Source organism: Actinokineospora sp. NBRC 105648 (assembly GCF_030269645.1).
In the GTDB taxonomy this organism is placed as follows: domain Bacteria; phylum Actinomycetota; class Actinomycetes; order Mycobacteriales; family Pseudonocardiaceae; genus Actinokineospora.
Window position 1 is genome coordinate 1 of record NZ_BSTR01000022.1, and the last position, 21,681, is coordinate 21,681.

Genomic DNA, 21,681 nt, shown 5'->3' on the forward strand with positions numbered 1-21,681 from the left:
GGCACGGCCCGGTCGTCGGCCTCCTTCGGGCGCTCGCTGATCGACACCATCCCGGTGATCAGGTCATGCCGGGGCGCCTTCCGCGACGGGGACACCCGCTTGGCCCGCCCGGAACGCAACGCCCTGTGCATCACGGCCCGCAGCTCGCCCTCGCCCTGGACGAACAAGGTCTGGTAGATCGTCTCATGGGACACCCGCATCCCGGGATCCATCGGAAAATCCCTCCGCAGCCTGGTCGCGATCTGCTGCGGCGACCACCGATTGCCCAGCCCCTCGACCACACAATCCCGCAACCGACCCGGCCGCTCCAACTTCCGGGACTTCGGCCGACCCCGCATCACCCTGGCCCGCTTACCGGCCTTCACCGCGCGATAAGCCAGCCGCCCACCATTACGGGCCACCTCACGAGCGATCACCGAATGATGCCGACCCAACACCTTCCCAATGAACCGAAACGACCGCCGCGCCGCCAACTCCCGCGAGATCGTCTCCCGATCCTCACAACCCAACACCACATGACCCGCCACAGACATAATCTCCGATCACTCGCCCACCGAGATCATCCCACACCCGGCGCATCGACCCCTTGAGGTCAAGGCCCCGCACGAAGTGAGTTCACTGAATCGAGCCCGCTCTTACTCGGGTACACACGGCGTTGTTCGCCGCCCTCGACTGGGCGTAGCTCATACAGGTTGCCCGACTAAGACGCAGGCTCGATCTGGCGAACTCCCTTTGCGCGGGGCCCCTAGAGCACCGCTGTGGGGAAAAAGCGTGGGGTGAAGGGCATCCCCACCACCAGGTCAAGGTTAGCGGCACTCCTCCCCCACACAAAGGGAGTCCGCCAGATCGAGCACATCCGTAACGGGTGTCGCGTTCCGTAGGGCTTGAGATTTCGAGCCGAAGCAAAGGACAAATAAGAAAGGGCAAGACAAGGGTGTGCTGGACCTGGCCGAGCCGGCTCGCGGGGGCTGGGCTGGGGCTCGGACTGGAGCGGGGCTGGGTCGGGACGGGGTGAGGCTGGGGCTGGGGCTGGGGCTGGGGCAGTAGGTCGTCAGACGCTGAAGCGTTCCAGGGCTCGGATCTTGTTGGTGACGTCCAGGGCCGCCACCTTGTACGCCTCCGACAGGGTCGGGTAGTTGAACACCGTGTCCACCAGGTAGTCCACTGTCCCGCCACAGGCCATCACGGCCTGTCCGATGTGGACCAGGTCGGTGGCGCCGGTGCCGAACAGGTGCACGCCGAGCAGCTTTCGGTCCACAGTGGACACCAGCAGCTTCAGCATGCCGTAGGCGTCCCCGACGATCTGGCCGCGGGCCAGTTCGCGGTAGCGGGCCAGGCCGACCTCGTAGGGGATCGCCGAGGAGGTCAGTTCGGCCTCGGTCGACCCGCAGTAGGAGATCTCCGGGATCGTGTAGATGCCGATCGGCTGGAGTGCCGAGAGTTCGTTGGTTGCCTCGCCGAAGGCGTGGTAGGCCGCGAGTCTGCCCTGGTCCATCGAGGTCGCCGCGAGGGCCGGGAAGCCGATGACGTCGCCGACGGCGTAGATGTGGTCCACCGGTGTCCGGTAGTGCGGGTCCACCGACAGCCTGCCGCGCTTGTCGGCTTCCAGGCCCGCGTTCTCCAGGTCCAGTGCGTCCGTGGCGCCGGTCCGGCCCGCCGAGTACATCACCGCGGCAGCCGGGATCCGCTTGCCGCTGGCCAGCGTGGTGACCGTGCCGCTGTCGGAGACGGCGACGTTGACGACCTTCTCGCCGAAGCGGAAGGTGACGGCCAGGTCGCGCAGGTGGAACTTGAGGGACTCGACGATCTCCGGGTCGCAGAACTCCAGCATCCGCTCGCGCTGCTCGACCACGGTGACCCGGGAGCCCAGGGCCGCGAACATCGAGGCGTACTCGATCCCGATCACCCCGGCGCCGACCACCACCAGGGAGGTCGGGATCTCGGTCAGGTTCAGCACCTCGTCGGAGTCGAGGACCCGGGCCGCGTCGAAGTCGACCTGGGCCGGGCGGGCCGGGCGGGTGCCGGTGGCGATCACGATCTTGTCGGCGGTGATGGTCGCGTGTTCGCCGCGGGTCGCGCCCTGCACGGCCACGGTGTGCGGGTCGACGAAGCGGGCCGTGCCGCTGAGCAGGGTGACCTGGTTGCGGTGCAGTTGGGCGCGGACCACCTGGACCTCGCGGCCGATCACGTGCTGGGTGCGGGCGCTCAGGTCGGAGATGGTGATGTCCTGCTTGACCTGGTAGCTGGCCCCGTACAGGTCGCGCTGGCTCATCCCGGTCAGGAACAGCACGGCCTCGCGCAGGGTCTTCGACGGGATGGTGCCGGTGTTCGCGCAGACCCCGCCCACCATGTCCTGCTTGTCGACGACCGCGACCCGCTTGCCGAGCTTGGCCCCGGCGATCGCCGCCTTCTGCCCGCCCGGGCCCGACCCGATCACCAGCAGGTCGTAGTCGTACTCGCTCATGCCGGGAAGCGTGTCACAGATCGCGCCACCCGGGGGTCAGCCCGCCGGGATCCGGTCGCGCCAGTTCCGGCCGGTGGCGTTGAAGTACCGGTCGTAGCTGGCCTGCAGGGAGCCGTCGGCGCGGACCCGGCCGATGGCGGCGTTGACGCCCGCGAGCAGGGTCCGGTCGGTCCGGCGGACGACGACGCCCATCTGGTCGACCGCGGGCGTGCGCGGGTCGGCCGGGTCGATGTCGACGATCCTGGTGGTGGTGTCCTGGTCGGCCAGTCCGGCGAGGATGACGTCGCTGGTGAAGATGCCGTAGATCTCGCCGCGCTGGAGCAGGATCATGCAGCTGGCGCTGTCGGACACCGAGACCGACACCGCCTCCGGGACCGACGCGCGCAGGTAGTCCATGCTCGTCGTGTTGCCCGCCGCGCAGATCCGCTTCCCGGCGAGCGCCGAGATCCCCACCACCGGCGGGATGTCGGTCTCCTGCCGGACCAGCAGCTTCTGCGGCGCGCGCAGGTAGCGGGTGGAGTAGGCGATCTGGTACTTGACCTCGCGCTCGCACCGGTAGGACACGTCGGCCACGACCAGGTCCACCGCCTCCGGGCCCGGCTCGAGCATGCTGTCCAGGCGCTTGTCGGTCGGCAGTACCACGTACTGGACCTGGTCCGGGCCGGTGGGGCCGAGCAGTTCGGTGGCGATCGCGCGGACCAGGTCGATCTCGAAGCCGCTGATCCGGCCGTCGCGCAGGTCGCGGTGGCTGAGCTGGTAGGTGGTCTGGCTGATGCCGACCAGCAGGTGCCCGCGGCCCCGGATCACCCGGAGGCGATCGGTGTCGGGCGGGGCGGGCGGGTTGGCCGAGCAGTCGACCGGCGCGCTGGTCGCCCCCGGCGAGGCGTAGCCCGCGGGCGAGAGCGTCATCGGGGGGACACTCGTCGGAGCGGTCACCTCCGGTGTCGCGGTGCACCCGGCGGTGAGCGCGAGAACGGCCAGCAGGCAACCGAGGCGGTTCACCGGTACTCACCCACCCTGGGACGGATGCCCACGACGGCCGCGCCCGCCGCGAGCAGCAGGAGCACGCCGACCGAGTAGCCCACCCCGCTCACCGCGTCCCGCGCCGACGCCGTGGACGTCCCGGCCGAACGCCAGAGCCGGTCGGCGGTGGCCCTGAGCCCGTCCTCGACCAGCGCGTCGTAGGGCGGCCCGGTGGCCGGGAGGGTGGTGATGGCGTGGACCGCGGGCCGGTAGTCGCGACGGGACTCGGGCGCGAGCACGTTGTCGGGGTCGTCGCGCCAGCGTTCGACGGTGGCGCGGGCGGCGCCGGTGTCGGTGCGGGCCTCGCCGAGCAGGCGGTCGGCCTCGTCCCACGACCGGCGCAGCTGCGCGAAGTCGTCCGAGGTCGGGTAGAGCACGATCCGCGCCTCGAACGCGTCGGCCTTGCGGGCCTCGACCCGGGCCGCCGCCACCGGCCGCACCTGGCCCTCGACCACGTCCAGGCTGTCGCCGCCGCGGCTCGCGCCGAGGGTGGTCGCGGTGACCAACCAGCCACCCGCGCCGAGGGCGAGCAGGGTGGCGGCGGCCAGCCCGTAGTTGACCTTGCGACGGAAGGTCCTGGTCACCCGCCCCTGGAGCCAGACCAGCAGCACGAGCGCGAGCGCGACGGTGGCCAGGGCGAGCCAGGGCGTCGCGTTGGCCTCCCGCAACGCGCTCTCCAGCGCGGCGAAGGTCTGGTCCCGCAGCGTTTCCGCGCTCGCCAGCAGCCGCTTGGCCAGGTTCGACGCCTCGGTGAGGTAGGAGGTGCCGAGCGGGAAACCCCGGCTGGTGAGCGACCAGCCGTTCTCGACCAGCGCCGCGTAGTAGGGCAGCGCGCGGGTCAGCTCGGAGATCGCCGCGACCGCCGCCGGGTCGGCCGAGGTGGCCGAGACCGCCTGCAACGCCTGCGACGCGGCGGTGACGTCCTGGCGGAAGGTGTCCATCAGGACCACGGCCGGGCCGCGCTCGTTGGCGTCGCGCTGCCCCGCGGCGCCGTCCACGTCCACGCCGACCAGCACGGCGTTGAGCGACGCGGCGTCGGCGTCGGCCACCGACTGGTGGATGGTCAACGCCGCGGCAGCCGCCCGGCCGAGCGGGCCGGCCGCGTCGGTGTACAGCGAGGCCCGGTGGACCGCGCCGAACGCGCCCGCCGCTCCCCCGGCCAGCAGCACGACGACGATCACCGCGGTGCCCGCCGTGAGCCTCCCGCCGGTGCGGCGCAACTGCCGCGCCACCGTTGCCCGCAAGGACGTCACCCGCACCCACCTCAGTCCGACCGCGGCCGCAGCCTATGACTGTCCGTCGATGATCGTCCACCCCTCGTTACGGGTTCGGTGGTCAGCGGAGGGCGCCCGCCAGGTCGTCGATGATGTCGTCGACGCCCTCCAGCCCGACCGAGAGCCGGATCAGTCCGGGGCCGACCCCGCTGGCCAGCTGCTCGGCCGGGTCGAGCTGGGCGTGCGTGGTCGACGCCGGGTGGATCACCAGGCTGCGCACGTCGCCGATGTTGGCCAGGTGGCTGAACAGCCGCAGCCGGTCGACGAACCGGCTGCCCGCCCGCGCCCCGCCCGCGAGGTCGAAGGCGACCACGGCACCGACACCGAGCGGGTGGTAGCGCTTCGCGGCTTCGTGCCAGGGGCTGGTGGGCAGGCTCGCGTAGTGCACCTCGGTGACCGCGGACTGCTCGCGCAGCCAGCGGGCGGCGGTGTGCGCGTTGGCGACGTGCCGCTCCATCCGCAGCGAGAGCGTCTCGATGCCGTTGAGCAGCAGGAAGCTGTTGAACGGCGACACCGCCGGGCCGAGGTCGCGCACCAGCCGGGTGCGCAGCCGCAGGGCGTAGGCGAGCTCCTTGAACTCCTCGGCGAAGACCAGCCCGTGGAAGCTCGGGTCGGGGGCGGTGAGGCCGGGCCAGCGCGCGGGCTCGGCGGTGAAGTCGAACCGGCCGCTGTCGACCACGACCCCGCCGATGCCGGTGCCGTGGCCCGCGAGGAACTTGGTGGTGGAGTGCACCACCACGTCCGCGCCGTGCTCGATCGGGCGGGACAGGTACGGCGTGGGCACGGTGTTGTCCACCACCAGCGGGACGCCGACCTGGTGCGCGGTGTCGGCCACCGCGGCGACGTCGAGCACGTTCCCGCGCGGGTTGCCGATGGTCTCGGCGTAGAACGCCTTGGTCTCGGGGCGGGCGGCGGCGCGCCAAGCGTCGAGGTCGTCGGGGTCGCGGACGAAGTCGACGGTGATCCCCAGATCGGCGAAGGTGTGCGCGAGCAGGTTGTACGACCCGCCGTAGAGCGCCGCCGAGGACACGATGTGGTCGCCCGCGCGGGCGAGGTTGAGCAGTGCCAGCGCGGTCGCGGCCTGCCCGCTGGCGACCGCGACGGCGGCGGCCCCACCCTCCAGGTCGGTCAGCCGCTCTTCGACGACCGCCGTGGTGGGGTTGGAGACCCGGGTGTAGGCGTGGGTCTCCAGGTCACGCAGCGCGAACACGTCGGCAGCGTGCCCGGCGTCGGTGAACGCGAACGAGGTGGTCTGGTGGATGGGTGTGGCCCGGGCGCCGGTGGCGGGGTCGGGTTGGGCGCCCGCGTGCACCTGCCGGGTCTCGAACGCCCACCGCTCGCTCATCCGCGCTCCGCCAGGACGTCGCCCCACCAGCGCCGGGCGACCTCCGGGTGCGAGCGCAGCCAGCCGACGAGGGCGTTCTCGCCGTAGGCGGCCAGCAGCGGGTTGTCGGCGTCCTGGCTCACCCCGCGCGCCGCGGCCGCGAGGTCGGCGGGCAGCTCCAGCGGCTCGACCACGGCGTCCAGCCGCGGCCCCAGGAAGAACGGCACCGAGTACCGCTGCACCCCGGCGGGCGGGCTGACCACCCGGTGCCGGGTGGCGGTCAGGTAGCCGCCGGTCGCGATCTCGAGCATCTCGCCGATGTTGACCACGAAACTGCCCGGCACCGGCGTCGCGTCGATCCACCCGCCGTCGGCCGCCTGGACCTGCAGCCCGCCGACGGTGTCCTGCTGGAGCAGCGCGAGGTAGCCGTAGTCCTTGTGCGCGCCGACGCCCTGCTCCGACTCGGCGGACGGGCGGCCGGGATAGCGCACCACCTTGACGTGCGTCGCGGCCTCCTCGTCGAACCAGGCGTCGAAGTAGCCCTCGTCCTGGCCGAGCGCGGCGGCCAGCGCGCGCAGCACCTCCCGGCTCACCCGCAGCGCCTCGGCCTGCCAGGCGAGCGTGGTCTCGCGCAGCTCGGGCAGCGCCGCGGGCCACTGGTTCGGCCCGATCAGCCGCCGCCAGGGCGGGTCGCCCGGACCGAGGTCCTCGACCGCGCGCTCCGGGCCGATGTCGATCTGCTCGCGCCAGTCCGGCGTTCCCCCGGTGTACTCGTGGCCGGTGCGGGTGTACCCGCGGAACTGCGGCGAGCGCACGTTCTCGATGGCCAGCCGGTCCTCGACCGGCAGCGCGAAGAACCTGCGCGCCACCTCGAACATCCCGTCGGTCAGCGCCTCCGGCACGCCGTGGCCGACGACGTAGAAGAAGCCCACCTCGTGCGCCGCCCGCCGCAACTCGACGAGCACGGCGTCGCGCTCGGCCGGGTCGCGGAACCGGGCGATGTCGATCAGCGGGAGCGCGGTCGCTTCGGGTGCACTCATGACCACGGATGGTAGGCCGGTGTCGTACCCGAGAACCGCCCTCTCACATCGCGGACAGCGCGCGCCCGGGTGAACACCACCCGGCTCCCGGACGACGTCCCGCCCAGGAGGCCGTGACCGGCGAGCGATCGACCGCCCGCCCCCGGCCCACCCAAAGATCACAAAGACCCGGGGCAACCGCGCGCGCCGCCGTGGCGTCTTCCACGGTGGAGTGTCCTGTGTCAGGGGGAAGCGCTGATGTGGAAGTCGACGACAGCCCTACTGGTTGTCGCGTTGTGCTTGGGTGGCTGCGCGGGAAGCCAGACACCACAGGGGAAACCGCCCGAACCGGCACCGGTGTCCACCCCGGCACCGAGCGGTTCACCCGCCGCGGCCCCCGAGCCCTACCCGTTCGGCACCGGGCAGGCCGAGGCACCCGCGACCGTGGGCGGCCTGGCCCCGGTTGTCCGCAAGATCGAGACCGACAAGCGCTACGTCTTCCTCACCATCGACGACGGCGAGGTCCGCGACCCGGCCGCCCCGGACCTGATCGCCACCTCGGGGGCCCGACCGACCCTGTTCCTCAACGAGCGCTACTTCCGCCCGGCGCCGGAGTACTTCCGCGACATCCAGGAACGCGGGCACAGCGTCATCGGCGACCACACCGTGAACCACCCCAACCTGCGCGGCAAGCCATACGCCCTGCAGCACAAGGAGATCTGCGACGACGCCGCGGCCGAGGCCGCGGACTTCGGGCAGCGGCCGACCCTCTTCCGCCCGCCCTACGGCAACTACGACGACACCACCCGCCGCGCGGCCGCCGACTGCGGCATGGCCGCCCTGGTCCTGTGGACCGCCGCCGTCAACGACGGCGTGGTCCAGTTCCAGGCAGGCGACCACCTGCGCCCCGGCGACATCGTCCTGATGCACTTCCGCAAGACCTTCACCGCCGACTACCAGGCCTTCCTCCACCGAGCCACCCAAGACGGCCTCACCCCGGTCCCCCTATCCGACTTCCTCACCCCCCGACACTGACCTGGTCCGCAGTGGTCCGCACACCACTGCACACCACCACCCCACCGGACTCCCCCACCTCACCGGACCCACCACCTCACCCGATCACCAGCGGCCACCCCTCATCGATCCCCTCCCACCTTCCCGCCGGCCGACAACGCGACTCGCCCCCCAACAGGCTTAATCGCCCCCGCTTCCCCATACCGGCCGCCCCTAAGGCTGGGCGGGGTGCTGTCAAGGGTCGGCTCGCCGATCGCGCAGCGACGCCGAAGGCGCCCTTGATAGCACCCCGCCCAGCCTTGGACACTCGCGGCGCAGGGAAGCCGACCCACCCTGCCCCGGGGCGCCACACCCATGCGATCGAAACCAGCCTGAGACCGAGCCGACACCGGCCCGAGAGACGACAAAGCCGAACAGAATCCCCTCGGCTATTCCGAACTGGTGACAAGTCGTCATTTCCGGCCACATGCGACGGTCCCGATCGTCCATTCGCGAGTGTCGCTGTCTGAGGTCGGACATCCGGCGAGGCACACCCCCCGCGCGGAGAACCGACCCCCGCGTTGGGCCGGTTCGGTGATCTGCGCTGGGCCGATCAGGTGTTCATGCGCCCGACCGCGGCGGGTCCACGGGCCCGCGCACTACCCGGCGCCCGGTCCCGATTTCCACCTGATCGGCCGAGTTTGACCCACGCGCCACTACCCCCGGTTCGAGCGTCGAGCGAAACGTCTCCCCGGACGGCCGCAGGGTCACTCGAACTAGTTGTCCGATGAACCGACTCGGTTGTAGGACGGCTGATCCACCGGGCACGATCAAGACGCCCTCGGCCGGTTGTCTACTGTGTATAAGATCCGCGGTGGATGCAGTCGCCGACCATTGTCGCCACTCTCGCGGGAAATGTGAAGGTGATTGTTGTTTCCGGGTGGTCGACCCTTTCACGTGCCTGGGGTTTCTGTGGGACGTAAGGAGGACGTCATGTTTCTCGGGACGGACACGGTGGTCGGGATCAGCCCGTTCGGGCAGCCGGACGCGCGGCTGGTGGCCGCGGTCGGCACCGCCGGGGCGCACGGGGTGCTCGACCTGGGGACCGGCGATCGAGGGGCACGCAGACAGCTGGACCTGTTGGCGCACTGGACATCCGGCTTCGGGGTCCGGCTCGGCGCCGACTGCGCGCTGACCGAGTCGGACCTGCCCGACGGCGTGGACCTCGTGGTCACCGGCGTCGGGGCACCCGTCGGGCGGGTCCGCACCCTCGTCGAGGTGACCAGTCTGGCCGAGGCCCGCCGAGCGGTGGCCGACGGCGCCCACGGGATCATCGCGCGCGGCGCGGAGGCCGGTGGGCGGGTCGGCGAGCTGACCACTTTCGTTCTGCTGCAACAGCTCCTCGACGCCGTCGACGTTCCGGTGTGGGCCGTGGGCGGCATCGGGCCGCACACCGCGGCGGCCGCCGTCGCGGGTGGCGCGGCGGGGGTCGTCCTGGACACCCAGCTCGCCCTGCTGGCCGAGGCGACCCCCGACCCGGGCACCGCGGCCGCACTGGCCACAATGGACGGTTCGGAGACGGTGCTGGTCGACGGCCGCCGACTGCTGCGCCCGCGCACCGGCGGCCCGGACCTGCCGGTGGGGCAGGACGGTTACCTCGCCCGGGAGTTCGCCGCGCGGCACGGCGACGTCGCGCGTGTCGTGCGGGCGATCCACTCGGCGATCACTGCGGCCCGGCGCCCGGAAGTCGCCGAGACCCTGGGCCCGGGCGCGGAGCTGGCCCACCGGCTGGGCACCCGGCTGCCGGTCGCGCAGGGCCCGATGACCCGGGTGAGCGACCAGCCCGACCTCGCCGAGGCGGTCGCCGGGGCGGGCGGCCTGCCGTTCCTCGCGCTCGCCCTGTCCGACGCGAGCGCCACGCGGGCGCTGCTCGCCCGCACCAAGGACCGGCTGGGCCACCGCCCGTGGGGCGTGGGCATCCTCGGTTTCGCGCCCGAGGAGACCCGAGCCGCCCAGCTCGCCGTCATCCACGACCTGCGGCCGGACAGCGTGATCATCGCCGGTGGCCGCCCCAGCCAGGCCGCCACGCTGGAGGCGGCGGGGATCGCCACCTTCCTGCACGTGCCCTCCCCCCGGCTGCTGGAGCAGTTCCTCGCCGCGGGGGCCCGCCGGTTCGTCTTCGAGGGCGCCGAGTGCGGTGGGCACATCGGCCCCCGGTCGAGCTTCTGCCTGTGGCAGGCCCAGGTCGACGTGCTGACCGACTTCCTGGAGCACCACCCGGAGTCCACTGTGGACGTCCTGTTCGCGGGCGGGGTGCACGACGCGCGGTCGGCGGCGATGGTGGCCGCGTTGGCCGCGCCGCTGTCCGGCCGGGGCGCGGGCGTCGGCGTGCTGATGGGTACCGCCTACCTGTTCACCGAGGAGGTCGTGCGCACCCGGGCCATCGGCACGATGTTCCAGGACCAGGTGGTCACCGCCCGGGCGACCGCGGTGTTGGAGACCGCCCCCGGCCACCGCACCCGCTGCGTGGACAGCCCGTTCACCGCCGAGTTCGCCACCACCCGCGACCGGCTGCGCGCCGAGGGCCTGCCCGAGCGGGCCGTCTGGGAGCGGCTCGAACAGCTCAACATCGGCCGATTGCGCATAGCCAGCAAGGGGATCCGCCGGGTGGGCGAGGCCCTGCTCCCGGTCGACAGCGCCGCGCAGCTCACCGACGGGCTGTTCATGACGGGTCAGGTCTCGGTGCTGCGCGACCGCGTGACCACCGTGGCCGAGCTGCACGAGGCCGTCTCCGACGGCGCCGCGCGGCTGCTGCGGCAACACGCGGTGGCCCGACCCGAGCCCGAGCAACCGGTGCCCGCGCCGCTGGACGTGGCGATCATCGGGCTGGCCGGGGTCTTCCCCGGGGCCGAGGACGCGCAGGCGTTCTGGGCCAACACCCTGGCCAATGTGGACTCCGTCACCGAGGTCCCCGCCGACCGCTGGGACCCGGGCGTGCACTACTCGGCGACCGGCGGCCCGGAGACCGTGGTGTCCAAGTGGGGCGGTTTCCTGCCGCGGGTGCCGTTCGACCCGCTGCGCTACGGCATCCCGCCCGCCTCGCTGGCCGCCATCGAGCCCGCGCACCTGCTCGCGCTCGACGTCGCCTGCGCGGCGCTGGCCGACGCGGGCTACGCTAAGCGGCCGTTTGACCGGTCACGCACCGCGGTGGTGTTCGGCGCCGAGTCCGGTGGCGAGATGTCCAACGGGGTCATGCTCCGGGCCATGCTGCCCGGCCACCTCGCCGACGTCCCGGCCGACCTGTCCGCGCAGCTGCCCGCGTTCACCGAGGACACCTTCCCCGGGGTGCTGGCCAACGTCATCTCCGGCCGGATCGCCAACCGGCTCGACCTCGGCGGCGCGAACTACACCATCGACGCCGCCTGCGCGTCCTCGCTCGCGGCGCTGGACGCGGGCTGCCGGGAACTGGTCGCGGGCACCGCCGACCTGGTGCTGTGCGGCGGGGTCGACACCCACAACGGGATCTACGACTACCGGCTGTTCGGCGCGGTCGGGGCGCTGTCCCCCACCGGTCGGTCGCGCCCGTTCGACCGCGCCGCAGACGGGATCGCGCTCAGCGAGGGCGTGGGCTGCGTGGTGCTCAAGCGGCTCGCCGACGCCGAGCGCGACGGCGACCGGGTGTACGCGGTGGTCCGCGGCATCGGCAGCGCCAGCGACGGCCGGTCGCTCGGGCTCACCGCGCCCCGGCCCGAGGGCCAGCGGACCGCGCTGGGCCGGGCGTACGCCAACGCGGGCCGCTCCCCGGCCGAGGTCGGGCTGCTCGAGGCGCACGGCACCGGCACCGCCGTCGGCGACCGGGTCGAACTGGCCTCGCTCACCGCGGTGTTCACCGAGGCGGGCGCGGCACCGGGAGCCACCGTGCTCGGGTCGGTGAAGTCGCAGATCGGGCACACCAAGTGCGCCGCCGGGATCGCCGGGCTGGTCAAGGTGGCGCTGGCGCTGCACACCGGCGTCCAACCGCCGACGGCGCTCACCACCCCGGCCGACAATTGGTCGCCGGAGAGCCCGTTCACCTTCACCACCCGGCCGCGGCCGTGGGCGGTAGCGCCCGCCGACCGGGTCGCGGGCATCAGCGGGTTCGGCTTCGGCGGCACCAACTTCCACGCCGTGCTCACCGGGCACGCCGCACCCGCCCCGCGGCACGGCGCACACCAGTGGCCCGCGGAGCTGTTCGCCTTCGCCAGTGGCGAGGACGTGGTGTGGTTGCGCGACTTGATGTCCGCGCACCCACGCGCGCGGCTGCGCGACTTCGCGCGCACCGCCGCCGCCCGCTTCGACCGGTCCACAAAGGACACAGTACGCGCGTTCGTCGCGCACGACCTCGCCGAGCTGCGGACCCGGCTGGCCGAGGAGGTCCTCGACCAACCCGCGCCCGAGCGGCCCAAGATCGCCCTGCTGTTCCCCGGTCAGGGCAGCCAACGCGTCGGCATGGCGGGCGAGCTGTTCACCACCTTCCCCGAGCTGCAGGACCTCCTCCGGCTGGGCGCGCCGTGGGCCGACGCGCTGTACCCGCCCACCGCGTTCCACCCGGAAGCCGCCGCCGCGCAACAGGAACGGCTGCGGGACACCCGGGTCGCCCAGCCCACGCTCGGCATCGCCGGACTGGCCACCTACCACTTCCTCACCTCGCTGGGCATCAGCCCCGACGTCCTCGGCGGCCACAGCTACGGCGAGCTGGTGGCACTGTGCGCGGCGGGCAGCCTCTCCCCGGCGAGCCTGGTGGAGCTCAGCGCCGCGCGAGCCGACCTCATCCTCGCCGCCGCGGGCTCCGACCCGGGCACGATGGCCGCGGTGGCCGCCGACGCCGAGCACGTGCGCCGGGAGATCAGCGACCTCCCGGACGTGGTGATCGCCAACCACAACGCGCCCACCCAGGTGGTGGTCTCCGGGCCCACCGAGGCCGTCGGGACCGCCGTGGCGCGGCTGCGCGCCGCGGGCGTCACCGTGCGGGACCTGCCGGTGGCCTGCGCCTTCCACAGCCCGGTCGTCGCGGGCGCGGGCGTCGCGCTCGCCGCGCTGGTCGACCACCTGCCCACCCGGGCCCCGGAGGTGCCGGTGTGGTCGAACCGCACGGCGAGCCCGTACCCGACCGACCCGGCCGGGCTCGGCGCCGAGCTGGGCGCGCAGCTGGGGTCACCGGTGTGCTTCGCCGAGCAGGTGGCGGCGATGCACGCCGACGGGGCCCGGGTGTTCGTCGAGTGCGGCCCCGGGCAGGTGCTCAGCGGCCTGGTGGCGGCGACGCTCGCTGACCGTCCACACAAGACTGTCCACTTCGAGCAGCTCGACGGCGGCCTGGCGGGCGCGCTCGCCGGGGTCGCCGACCTGGCCCTCGCCGGGGTCCGGCCGCGGCTGGCCCCGCTGTTCCTCGGCCGGGACGCGGTCGACCTGGCCGGGGCCGCGCCCGCCAAGGTCACCTGGACCGTCGACGGCCAAGCGGTGCGCACCACCGACGGCGCCTACCTGCCCGGCGCCGGGAGCCCGGCTCGTCGAGTCGCGCTCGGCGCCGAACCGCGCTCGGGCGACCCGGACGAGGTCGTCAGCGACTACTTCCGGGCCACCAGGGAGTTCGTCGCCGCCCAGCGCGACGTCCTGCTCGCCTACTTCGGCGGCGAACGGGCACCGGCCCCGATCGCGGCGACCGCGGTGCGGGTGCCCGAACCGGCGCCCGCGCCCACCCCGGTGGTCACCATCCCGGCGCAGCGCGAGCCAGCACTGGCGGAGGTGGTCGCGCTGATCAACGCGCGCACCGGCTACCCGGTCGAGATGATCGAGCCGGACCTGGACCTGGAGCGGGACCTCTCGATCGACTCGATCAAGCGAACCGAGCTGGTCGGCGAGCTGGCCGTCCGGTTCGACCTCGCCGCGGGTGATGTCGAGGACCTGGCCAAGGTCCGCACCGCGGCGGGCCTGGCCGAGTGGATCGACGGCCACTCCGGCGAGCCGGGGCCCACCACCGCGTCCGGTCCAGGCGAACGGGACGAGTCCGGGACCGTTGGTGTGCCACCGAAGCGGTTCGTGCTGACCGATGTGCCCGCGCCCGCGGGCGCGCGGGTCGACCTGGCCGGGCGGCGGATCGCGATCACCGGCGCGGACACCGAGGTCGGCACACACCTCGCCCGGCTGCTGGTCATCGCGGGCGCGACCGTCACCGAGGTGGCCGGACCCGAGGTCGGCACGGCGGATCCGACCGGAGCGGGCTTGGCCGACGTCGATCTGCTGGTGCACCTCGACAGCTACGCCGAGACCGACCAACCGACGTTGCCCGGGGCGTTCCCGCTGCTGCGCGAGGGCGCGTTGCGCACGCGCGGTCTGGTGGTCGCCGTCCCGGCCCTGACCGGCCCGGCGGCGGGCCTGGCCGGGCTGATCCGGACGATCGCCCGGGAACGCCCTGAGTCGACGGTCCGGCTGGTCGTCGCCGACGGCCCCGCCGAGGCGGTCGCGGTGCACATCGTCGACGAGCTGCGCACCGCCGAGTCGCCGCCGGTGGTGCGAGTGGGCGACGAGCGCACGGCGCCGGAACTGGTCGAGCGGCCGCTCGCGGACGGGTCGGCCGACGCCCTCGACCTGGGCCCGGACTCGGTGCTGCTGCTGGTCGGCGGTGCCCGGGGTATCACCGCGCGGGTGGCCGTCGAGTTCGCCGCGCGCGGTTGCCTGCTCGTGCTGGCCGGGCGCACCACCCTGGACCCGGAGCCGCCGGGGCTCGCCGACGCGCACGACCTTGCCGAGCTGCGCGCCGCCCTGGCCGGGGCGGGCGGCTCACCGGCCGAAGTGGACCGGTCGGCCCGGCGGGTGCTGGCCCGGCGCGAGGTGGCCGCCACCCTGGACCAGGTGCGGGCGGCGGGTGGCCGGGCCGAGTACGCGGTGGTGGACGTGACCGACCGGCAGGCGGTGCACTCGCTGGTCAAGCACGTGGCCACCGAGCACGGCAGGCTCGACGGGGTGGTGTTCGCGGCCGGGGTCATCGAGGACCACTTGCTCGAGGACAAGACCGCCGACTCGTTCGCCCGCGTCTTCGCCACCAAGGTCGACGGCGCGCGGAACCTGCTGTCCGCGCTGGACGACCTGCGTGAACCACCGGGGTTCGTGGTGCTGTTCGGCAGTGTCGCCGCCCTGCTGGGCAATCGCGGCCAGGCCGACTACGCCGCGGCCAACGACGCGCTCGACACCATCGGCCAGGATCGGTCCGCCCGCGGCGGATCCCGGGTGTTGACCGTCCACTGGGGACCGTGGGCACCCGCTTCGACGCACGGCGGGATGGTCGGACCCGAGCTGGCCGCCGACTACGCCCGGCGCGGCGTCGGGCTGCTCGACCCGGCGGAGGGCGCGCTCAGCCTGCTGGGCGAGCTGGCCCGCGGCACCGGCGCGTCCGTCGCCTACACCGCCTCGGGATGGTGACCGAGCCGGTCGCCGTGGTGGGGATGGCGGTGCTGTTCCCCGGGGCGCGCGACCTCGACGCGTACTGGCGCAACCTGGCCGAGGGGGTCGACTGCGTCACCGGCATCCCGGCGGACTACGACCTCCCGTTCCCCGGCGGCCGGGGCGGCTTCCTCGCCGAACTGGCCACAGTGGACACCATCGGCATGGGGGTGATGCCCGCCGCGCTGCCGCACACCGAGCCCGACCAGCTCATCGCCCTGCACGTCGCGCAGGCCGCGCTGGCCGACGCGGGCGGCCCGCCCGCCGACCCCGAGCGGGTCGGGGTGATCCTGGGCCGGGGCGGCTACATCACCGCCGGGCTGGCCCGGATCGACCTGCGGGTGCGGGTGGCCCACCAGCTGCTGGTGTCGCTGCGCGAGCTGTTCCCCGAGGTCGACGACGCCGCGCTGGACCGGGTGCGGGAGCGGTTCGCCGCCGAGCTGGGGCCGCCCTCGCGCGGCGCGGAGATCGGGCTGGTGCCCAACCTCGCCGCCTCCCGGGTGGCCAACCGGCTCGGGTTCGGCGGCCCGGCCTACACCGTGGACGCGGCCTGCGCGTCCTCGCTGATCGCCGTGCAGCAGGCGGTGGGCGAGCTGGTGGATGGCCGCTGCGACGTGGTGCTCGCGGGCGGGGTGCACCACGGGCACGACGTGACGCTGTGGAGCGTGTTCGACCGGCTCGGCGCGCTGAGCCGGGGCGGCCGCATCCGACCGTTCGACCGCGACGCGGACGGCCTGGTGATCGGCGAGGGCACCGGGGTGGTGGTGCTCAAGCGGCTCGCCGACGCCCACCGCGCGGGCGACCGGGTGTACGCGGTGATCCGCGGCACCGGGGTGGCCAGCGACAGCGGCGGGACCACGCTGATGCACCCGGACAGCCGCGGCCAGGTGCTCGCCGTGCGGCGGGCCTGGGCGGCGGCCGGGCTGGACCCGGCGGCGCCGGACTCGCTGGGCCTGCTGGAGGCGCACGGGACCGCGACCCCGGCGGGCGACGCCGCCGAGCTGGCGACGCTGCGCGAGGTGTTCGGCCCGGGCGCGCCCGCGGTGATCGGCTCGGTCAAGTCGATGATCGGGCACACCATGCCCGCGGCGGGCATCGCCGGGCTGATCAAGGCGGCGCTGGCGGTGCACCACGGCGTCCTGCCGCCGACCCTGCACTGCGCGACCCCGCACCCGGACCTGGCCGCGACCCGGTTCCGGCCGCTGGCCCGGGCGCGACCGTGGACCGGTCCGCGCCGGGCGGCGGTCAACGCGTTCGGCTTCGGCGGGATCAGCGCGCACGTGGTCCTCGAGCAGGACACCAGCCCATCGGCCGCGCCGGTCCCGCCGGTCCTGGTGCGCGAGCCGGTGCGGGTGCTGCGGCTGGCGGCGGACACACCGGATGACCTGGCCGATCTGCTCGACTCCGGCTCGTCGCAGGGGAACGGGCGCTGTCGGATCGCGGTGGTCGAGCCGACCGAGCGCAAGCTGGCCACCGCTCGCCGGGCCCTGGCCGCCGGACAGCCGTGGCGCGGCGGCGACGTCTGGTTCAGCCCGCGCCCACTGCTGCCCGAGCACCGGATCGCGTTCGTCTACCCGGGGCTGGAAGCCGACTTCGCGCCCCAGGTCAGCGATGTGGCGGCCCGGTTCGGTGTGCCCGCGCCCGATCTGACCGCCGACACCCTCGCCCGGCACGGCACCGCGCTGGTCGCGGTGAGCAGGCTGCTCGACACCGCGCTGCGCGCCCAGGGGGTGCGACCGGACGTGCTCGCCGGGCACTCCGTCGGCGAGTGGACCGCGATGGTCACCTCGGGGATGTACGACGCGACCCAGCTGGACGCGGTGCTCGCCGCGTTCGACCTCGACGGGTTCCGGGTCCCCGACCTGGTCTTCGCCACCGTCGGCGCGTCCGCCGACTGGCTGGCGCCCCGGCTGCGCGGCGAGGTGACCCTCACGCACGACAACTCGCCCAACCAGTGCGTCGTCTGCGGTCCGGCGGAACACGTGCGCGCGCTGCTGACCGAGCTGCTCGACGAGCGGGTGCTGGGCCAGGAGCTGCCGTTCCGGTCCGGGTTCCACACCCCGCGGCTGCGGCCCTACCTCGACCAGATCCGGGCCGACTCCGACGAGCTGACGCTGCGGCCACCCGCGGTGCCGGTCTGGTCGGCGACCACGGTCGCGCCCTACCCCGACGACGTCGACGAGGTGCGCGCGCTGTTCTACCGGCACCTGCTGGAGCCCGTGCGGTTCCGGCCGCTGGTGGAACGCCTGTACGACAACGGGGTCCGGGTGTTCGTCCAAGTGGGACCCGGTCAGGTCGCCGGGTTGATCGGCGACGTGCTGCGCGACCGCGACCACCTCGCGGTGGCCGCCAGTTCGCCGCGGCGCGGCGGGCTCGCCCAGCTCGCCCGGGTGCTCGCGGCGGTCTGGGCGGAGGGCGGCGCGGTCGACACCGACCTGATCACCGCGCTGCCCGCGGGCCGGTCGGTCCGGCTCGACCTCGGCGGCAAGATCGTCAGCCTGGGCGCCGAGGCACCGCGCCTGCTCGGCGTGGGGGCGGCCAGGGTGGTGGCCGAGCCCGTACGGGACCTGTTGCGCCACACCGAGAACGCGACGTTGGCGGTGCTGGCCGCCGCGCGCGCCACCACCCCGACGCGGACCACGCACGAGATGTCCCTGCGCGCCCTGCCCTACCTGCGTGATCACCGGTTCTTCGAGGTGCCTCCGGACTGGCCGGACCAGTACGACGGGTTCCCCGTCGTGCCGGCGACCGAGTTGCTGCGGCAGTTGGTGGTGGCCGCCGAACGGACCGCGCACGGTCAGGTGGTGGTGCGCGTGCGGGAAGCGCGGTTCCAGCGGTGGATGGCGGTCGAACCCGCGGTTCGGGTCGAGGTGGAGGTCACGCCGATCGACGGTGGGCTGGAAGTCGTCGCACATGGGTATGCCCGCGCGGTGGTCGAGGTCGCACCCGGATACTCCGCTCCCCCTGCGGCGTGGCCGGTGCCTGCCCCTGAACGCACACCGCTGCTGACCGGGCGGCAGATGTACGAGCGGCGCTGGATGTTCCACGGCCCGGGTTACCAAGGTGTGTCGGTGATCGAAGGGATCAGTGACCGGCACGTGCGCGGCGTGCTAACCGTCCCCGCGGCGCCGGGTGCGCTGCTGGACAGCGCGGGCCAACTCGTCGGCTACTGGACGCTGGAGCAGTACGACCGCGACTGCCGCACGGTCCCGGTCCGGTTCGCGGACCTGCGCTTCTCCGGCCCGGCACCGGTTCCCGGCGACGAGGTGACCTGCCTGGCGGTCGTGGAGTCGGTCACCGGCACCTCGGTCACCGCGCGGCTGCAGCTCGTCCGCGCCGACGGGACGGTGTGGGCGCAGGCGGATGAGTGGGAGTTGCGCCGCTTCTCCAGCGACGAGCGGGTCATCGGCCTGGAGCGGGAAGGCGGCACGGCCCTGCTCGGTGAGCCGCACGGCGACTGGGTGGTCGTCCGGGAGCGCTGGTCCGACCTGGCCAGCCGCGAGCTGATCGCCCGCAACTACCTCACGCGGCAGGAGTGGGAGGACTACACGGCGGTGCCACCCCGGGCGAAGCGGGACTGGCTGCTGGGACGGATCGCGCTCAAGGACGCGGTCCGCGCCCGGTTGCTCGCCGAGCGCCCGCAGGTGTTCCCGGCCGAGATCACCACCGGTGAGACCGAAGACGGGCCGTGGGTGCTGGGCAGGCACGGGTTCACCCTGCCCGACCTCGACGTCGCGGTGGCCAGTGCCGACGGGGTCGCGGTCGCGTTGACCCGGTTGCGCACCGCGACCGGCGTCGGGATCGCCTTGGGCGCGACCCCGGCGGCGGCCGCTGTGGCGGCGGTCGAGCGGGCGGAGCGGGCGGCCGCGGGGAATCCACTGGTCAGTGTGGACGGACCAGATCGTTTGCTGGTAAAGGGAAACACCGGCTCGTGGACCGTACGCACCGAAGTTCTGCCCCATCTGGACGTCGTGGTCGCCTGGACCGAGGAGAGGAGCTGACATGACCACCGACACCGGGGTGCTCGACACGGTCGCGGTCCTGATCGAGCGGGTGCTCGACCGGGACGGCGCGGCGGCGGAGATCACCCGGGAGACCTCGTTCCAGGACGACCTGGAGTTCGAGTCCATCGACATCGTGGTGCTCGGCACCCAGCTGGCCGACCGCTACGGCGCCGCGATCAACTTCCCGCGGTACCTGTCCACGCTGGAGATCGACGACATCATCGGGCTGCGGGTCGGCGACCTGGTCGACTACGTCGAGTCCTGTGTGGATGGTCCGTGATGGCCTACGTCGCGGTCGCCGGGACCCGGCTGCACGTGCAGCGGCTGGGCGGTTCCGGACCGCCGCTGCTGCTGGTGCACGGGCTGGTGGACTCACTGGCCAGCTACTACTTCACCCTCGCGGGCCCGGCGGTGGAGCTGGGCTTCGACGTGATCACCTACGACCTGCGCGGCCACGGCCGCAGCGAGCGCACCAGCACCGGCTACACGATCGGCGACGCGGTGTCCGACGCCGTCGGCGTGCTCGACGCGCTGGGCGTGACCGAGCCGGTGCACCTGCTCGGCTACTCCTTCGGCGGCACCGTCGCCTTCGCGCTGGCCGAACTGCACCCGGAGCGGGTGCTCGACGTGGTGGTGGTCGAGTCCGAGCCGCCCACCGAGGCGTGGGCGGCCCGCACCGTCGAGGGGTTGCGGGAGGTGGAGACCGCGATCGTGGACGAGGAGTACCTGGCCGGGGAGACCGAGATCGTGCGCAAGATGGCCGCGGCGACCCGCCAGTTCGAGGCCCACACCGGCGCCACCGCCGAACTGGTGGACCCGCGCTGGCTGGTGGACGCCGACCGGATCGCGGCCATCCGCCCCCCGGTGCTGCTGGTCGTCGGCGGCGCCTCCGACCTGTCCACCAGGCTCGACGAGTTCGTGCCGCTCCTGCGCGACTGCACGGTGGCTGTGATACCGGATCAGGAGCACATGCTGCTCACCTACGCCCCGCGCGAGGTGGCCGAGATAGCCCTGCCCTGGCTCCACGCGCGGGCGGCGCCATGACCGAGCGCTGCCTCCGGGACGGGCTCTTGTGCGCGACCACCCGACAACGGACCACGGGCAGCCGCCCGACCCGCCGCCGATGGACTGATCCCCGGCTCGCGGAGCACGCCATGCGCCTGGCCACCCGACAACGCGGACCGGCTCGACATTGGTGGGTCCACGCTGGGTCTACCCGGTCCACCACCACTCAGGAGGTGGGCGGATGAGCCGGTCCCGCGACCGCTGGACTGATCCGCAGCCCGCAGAACACGCCATGCGCCTGGCCACCCGACAACGCGGACCGGCTCGACATTGGTGGGTCCACGCTGGGTCTACCCGGTCCACCACCACTCAGGAGTTGGGCGGATGAGCCAGTTCTGCGATCGCTGGACCGATCCGCGGCCCGGAGCACGCCCTGCGTCTGGCCACCCGACAACACGGGTCGGCTCGCCATCGGCGGGGCGATGCGCGACCGGGCCAATCCACCACCACTCACGGGGAGGGCGGATGACCCGATCCCGCGATCGCTGGACCGATCCGCAGCCGGCGGAGCACGCCATCCGCCTGGCCAGCCGACAACGCGGGTCGGCTTGCCATCGACGGGTCGACGCTGGGCCTGCCCGGTCCACCACCACTCAGGAGGTGGGCAGATGAGCCAGCTCTGCGATCACTGGGCCGATCCGCCGCCCGGAGCACGCCCTGCGTCTGGCCACCCGACAACGCGGGTCGGCTCGCGATTGGTGGGTCGATGCGGGGCCTGCCCGGTCCACCACCACTCAGGAGGTGGGCAGATGAGCCAGCTCTGCGATCACTGGGCCGTTCCGCGGCCCGCGGAACACGCCATCCGCCCCACCCGACAACACCGGTCGGTGGGGCGGCTCGCCATCGGCGGGGCGATGCGCCAATCCACCACCACTCACGGGGAGGGCGGATGACCCGATCCCGCGATCGCTGGACCGATCCGCAGCCCGCGAAGCACGCCACCCGCCTGGCCACCCAACAACGCGGGTCGGCTCGCGATTGGTGGGTCGACGCGGGGCCAGCCCGGTCCACCACCACTCAGGAGGTGGGCAGATGAGCC

Annotated in this window: 10 protein-coding genes and 2 pseudogenes; 5 read left to right on the forward strand and 7 right to left on the reverse strand. The window is 73.4% G+C overall.

Features of this window, described 5'->3' with window-relative positions:
• The 7 genes and pseudogenes from QSK30_RS19895 to QSK30_RS19920 form a co-directional block, all read right to left on the reverse strand.
• Nucleotides 1-200: pseudogene (locus tag QSK30_RS19895) on the reverse strand (IS30 family transposase); the annotation flags it as partial.
• A 201-nt stretch (nt 201-401) separates the two neighbouring features.
• Nucleotides 402-533: pseudogene (locus tag QSK30_RS36935) on the reverse strand (helix-turn-helix domain-containing protein); the annotation flags it as partial.
• Between the two features lie 518 nt (nt 534-1,051).
• Nucleotides 1,052-2,464 (reverse strand): Si-specific NAD(P)(+) transhydrogenase, encoded by a 1,413-nt coding sequence (sthA, locus tag QSK30_RS19900; RefSeq protein WP_285504794.1) that lies wholly within the window; start codon nt 2,462-2,464, stop codon nt 1,052-1,054.
• A gap of 36 nt (nt 2,465-2,500) precedes the next feature.
• The gene (locus QSK30_RS19905) at nt 2,501-3,466 is read right to left on the reverse strand and encodes a transporter substrate-binding domain-containing protein (protein WP_285504795.1); all 966 of its coding nucleotides are present in this window, start codon (nt 3,464-3,466) and stop codon (nt 2,501-2,503) included.
• Nucleotides 3,463-4,740 carry a GlnX family signal transduction membrane protein gene (locus tag QSK30_RS19910; RefSeq protein WP_285504797.1) on the reverse strand — a complete coding sequence of 426 codons (1,278 nt, stop codon included), beginning with the start codon at nt 4,738-4,740 and terminating at the stop codon, nt 3,463-3,465. Before QSK30_RS19910 ends, QSK30_RS19905 begins: the two co-directional genes overlap by 4 nt.
• Before the next feature lie 82 nt (nt 4,741-4,822).
• On the reverse strand, nt 4,823-6,106 hold the full coding sequence (locus QSK30_RS19915) for an O-acetylhomoserine aminocarboxypropyltransferase/cysteine synthase family protein (protein WP_285504798.1): 1,284 nt from the start codon (nt 6,104-6,106) through the stop codon (nt 4,823-4,825).
• Nucleotides 6,103-7,125 (reverse strand): isopenicillin N synthase family dioxygenase, encoded by a 1,023-nt coding sequence (locus QSK30_RS19920; RefSeq protein ID WP_285504800.1) that lies wholly within the window; start codon nt 7,123-7,125, stop codon nt 6,103-6,105. The genes QSK30_RS19915 and QSK30_RS19920 overlap by 4 nt, the downstream gene beginning before the upstream one ends.
• A 336-nt stretch (nt 7,126-7,461) precedes the next feature.
• Here QSK30_RS19920 and QSK30_RS19925 point away from each other — a divergent pair, with 336 nt between their 5' ends.
• From QSK30_RS19925 to QSK30_RS19945, 5 genes are all read left to right on the forward strand, one after another.
• Nucleotides 7,462-8,139 carry a polysaccharide deacetylase family protein gene (locus QSK30_RS19925; protein ID WP_285504802.1) on the forward strand — a complete coding sequence of 226 codons (678 nt, stop codon included), beginning with the start codon at nt 7,462-7,464 and terminating at the stop codon, nt 8,137-8,139.
• 951 nt (nt 8,140-9,090) lie between these two features.
• Nucleotides 9,091-15,552, forward strand: a complete 6,462-nt coding sequence (locus tag QSK30_RS19930) for a type I polyketide synthase (protein ID WP_285504803.1) — start codon at nt 9,091-9,093, stop codon at nt 15,550-15,552.
• The gene (locus tag QSK30_RS19935; protein WP_285504804.1) at nt 15,546-19,574 is read left to right on the forward strand and encodes a beta-ketoacyl synthase N-terminal-like domain-containing protein; all 4,029 of its coding nucleotides are present in this window, start codon (nt 15,546-15,548) and stop codon (nt 19,572-19,574) included. The genes QSK30_RS19930 and QSK30_RS19935 overlap by 7 nt, the downstream gene beginning before the upstream one ends.
• 1 nt (nt 19,575) lies before the next feature.
• Complete coding sequence (locus QSK30_RS19940) at nt 19,576-19,857, forward strand: acyl carrier protein (RefSeq protein WP_285504805.1); 282 nt, start codon at nt 19,576-19,578, stop codon at nt 19,855-19,857.
• Nucleotides 19,857-20,621, forward strand: a complete 765-nt coding sequence (locus QSK30_RS19945) for an alpha/beta fold hydrolase (protein ID WP_285504926.1) — start codon at nt 19,857-19,859, stop codon at nt 20,619-20,621. Before QSK30_RS19940 ends, QSK30_RS19945 begins: the two co-directional genes overlap by 1 nt.
• The last annotated feature ends 1,060 nt before the right edge of the window (nt 20,622-21,681 follow it).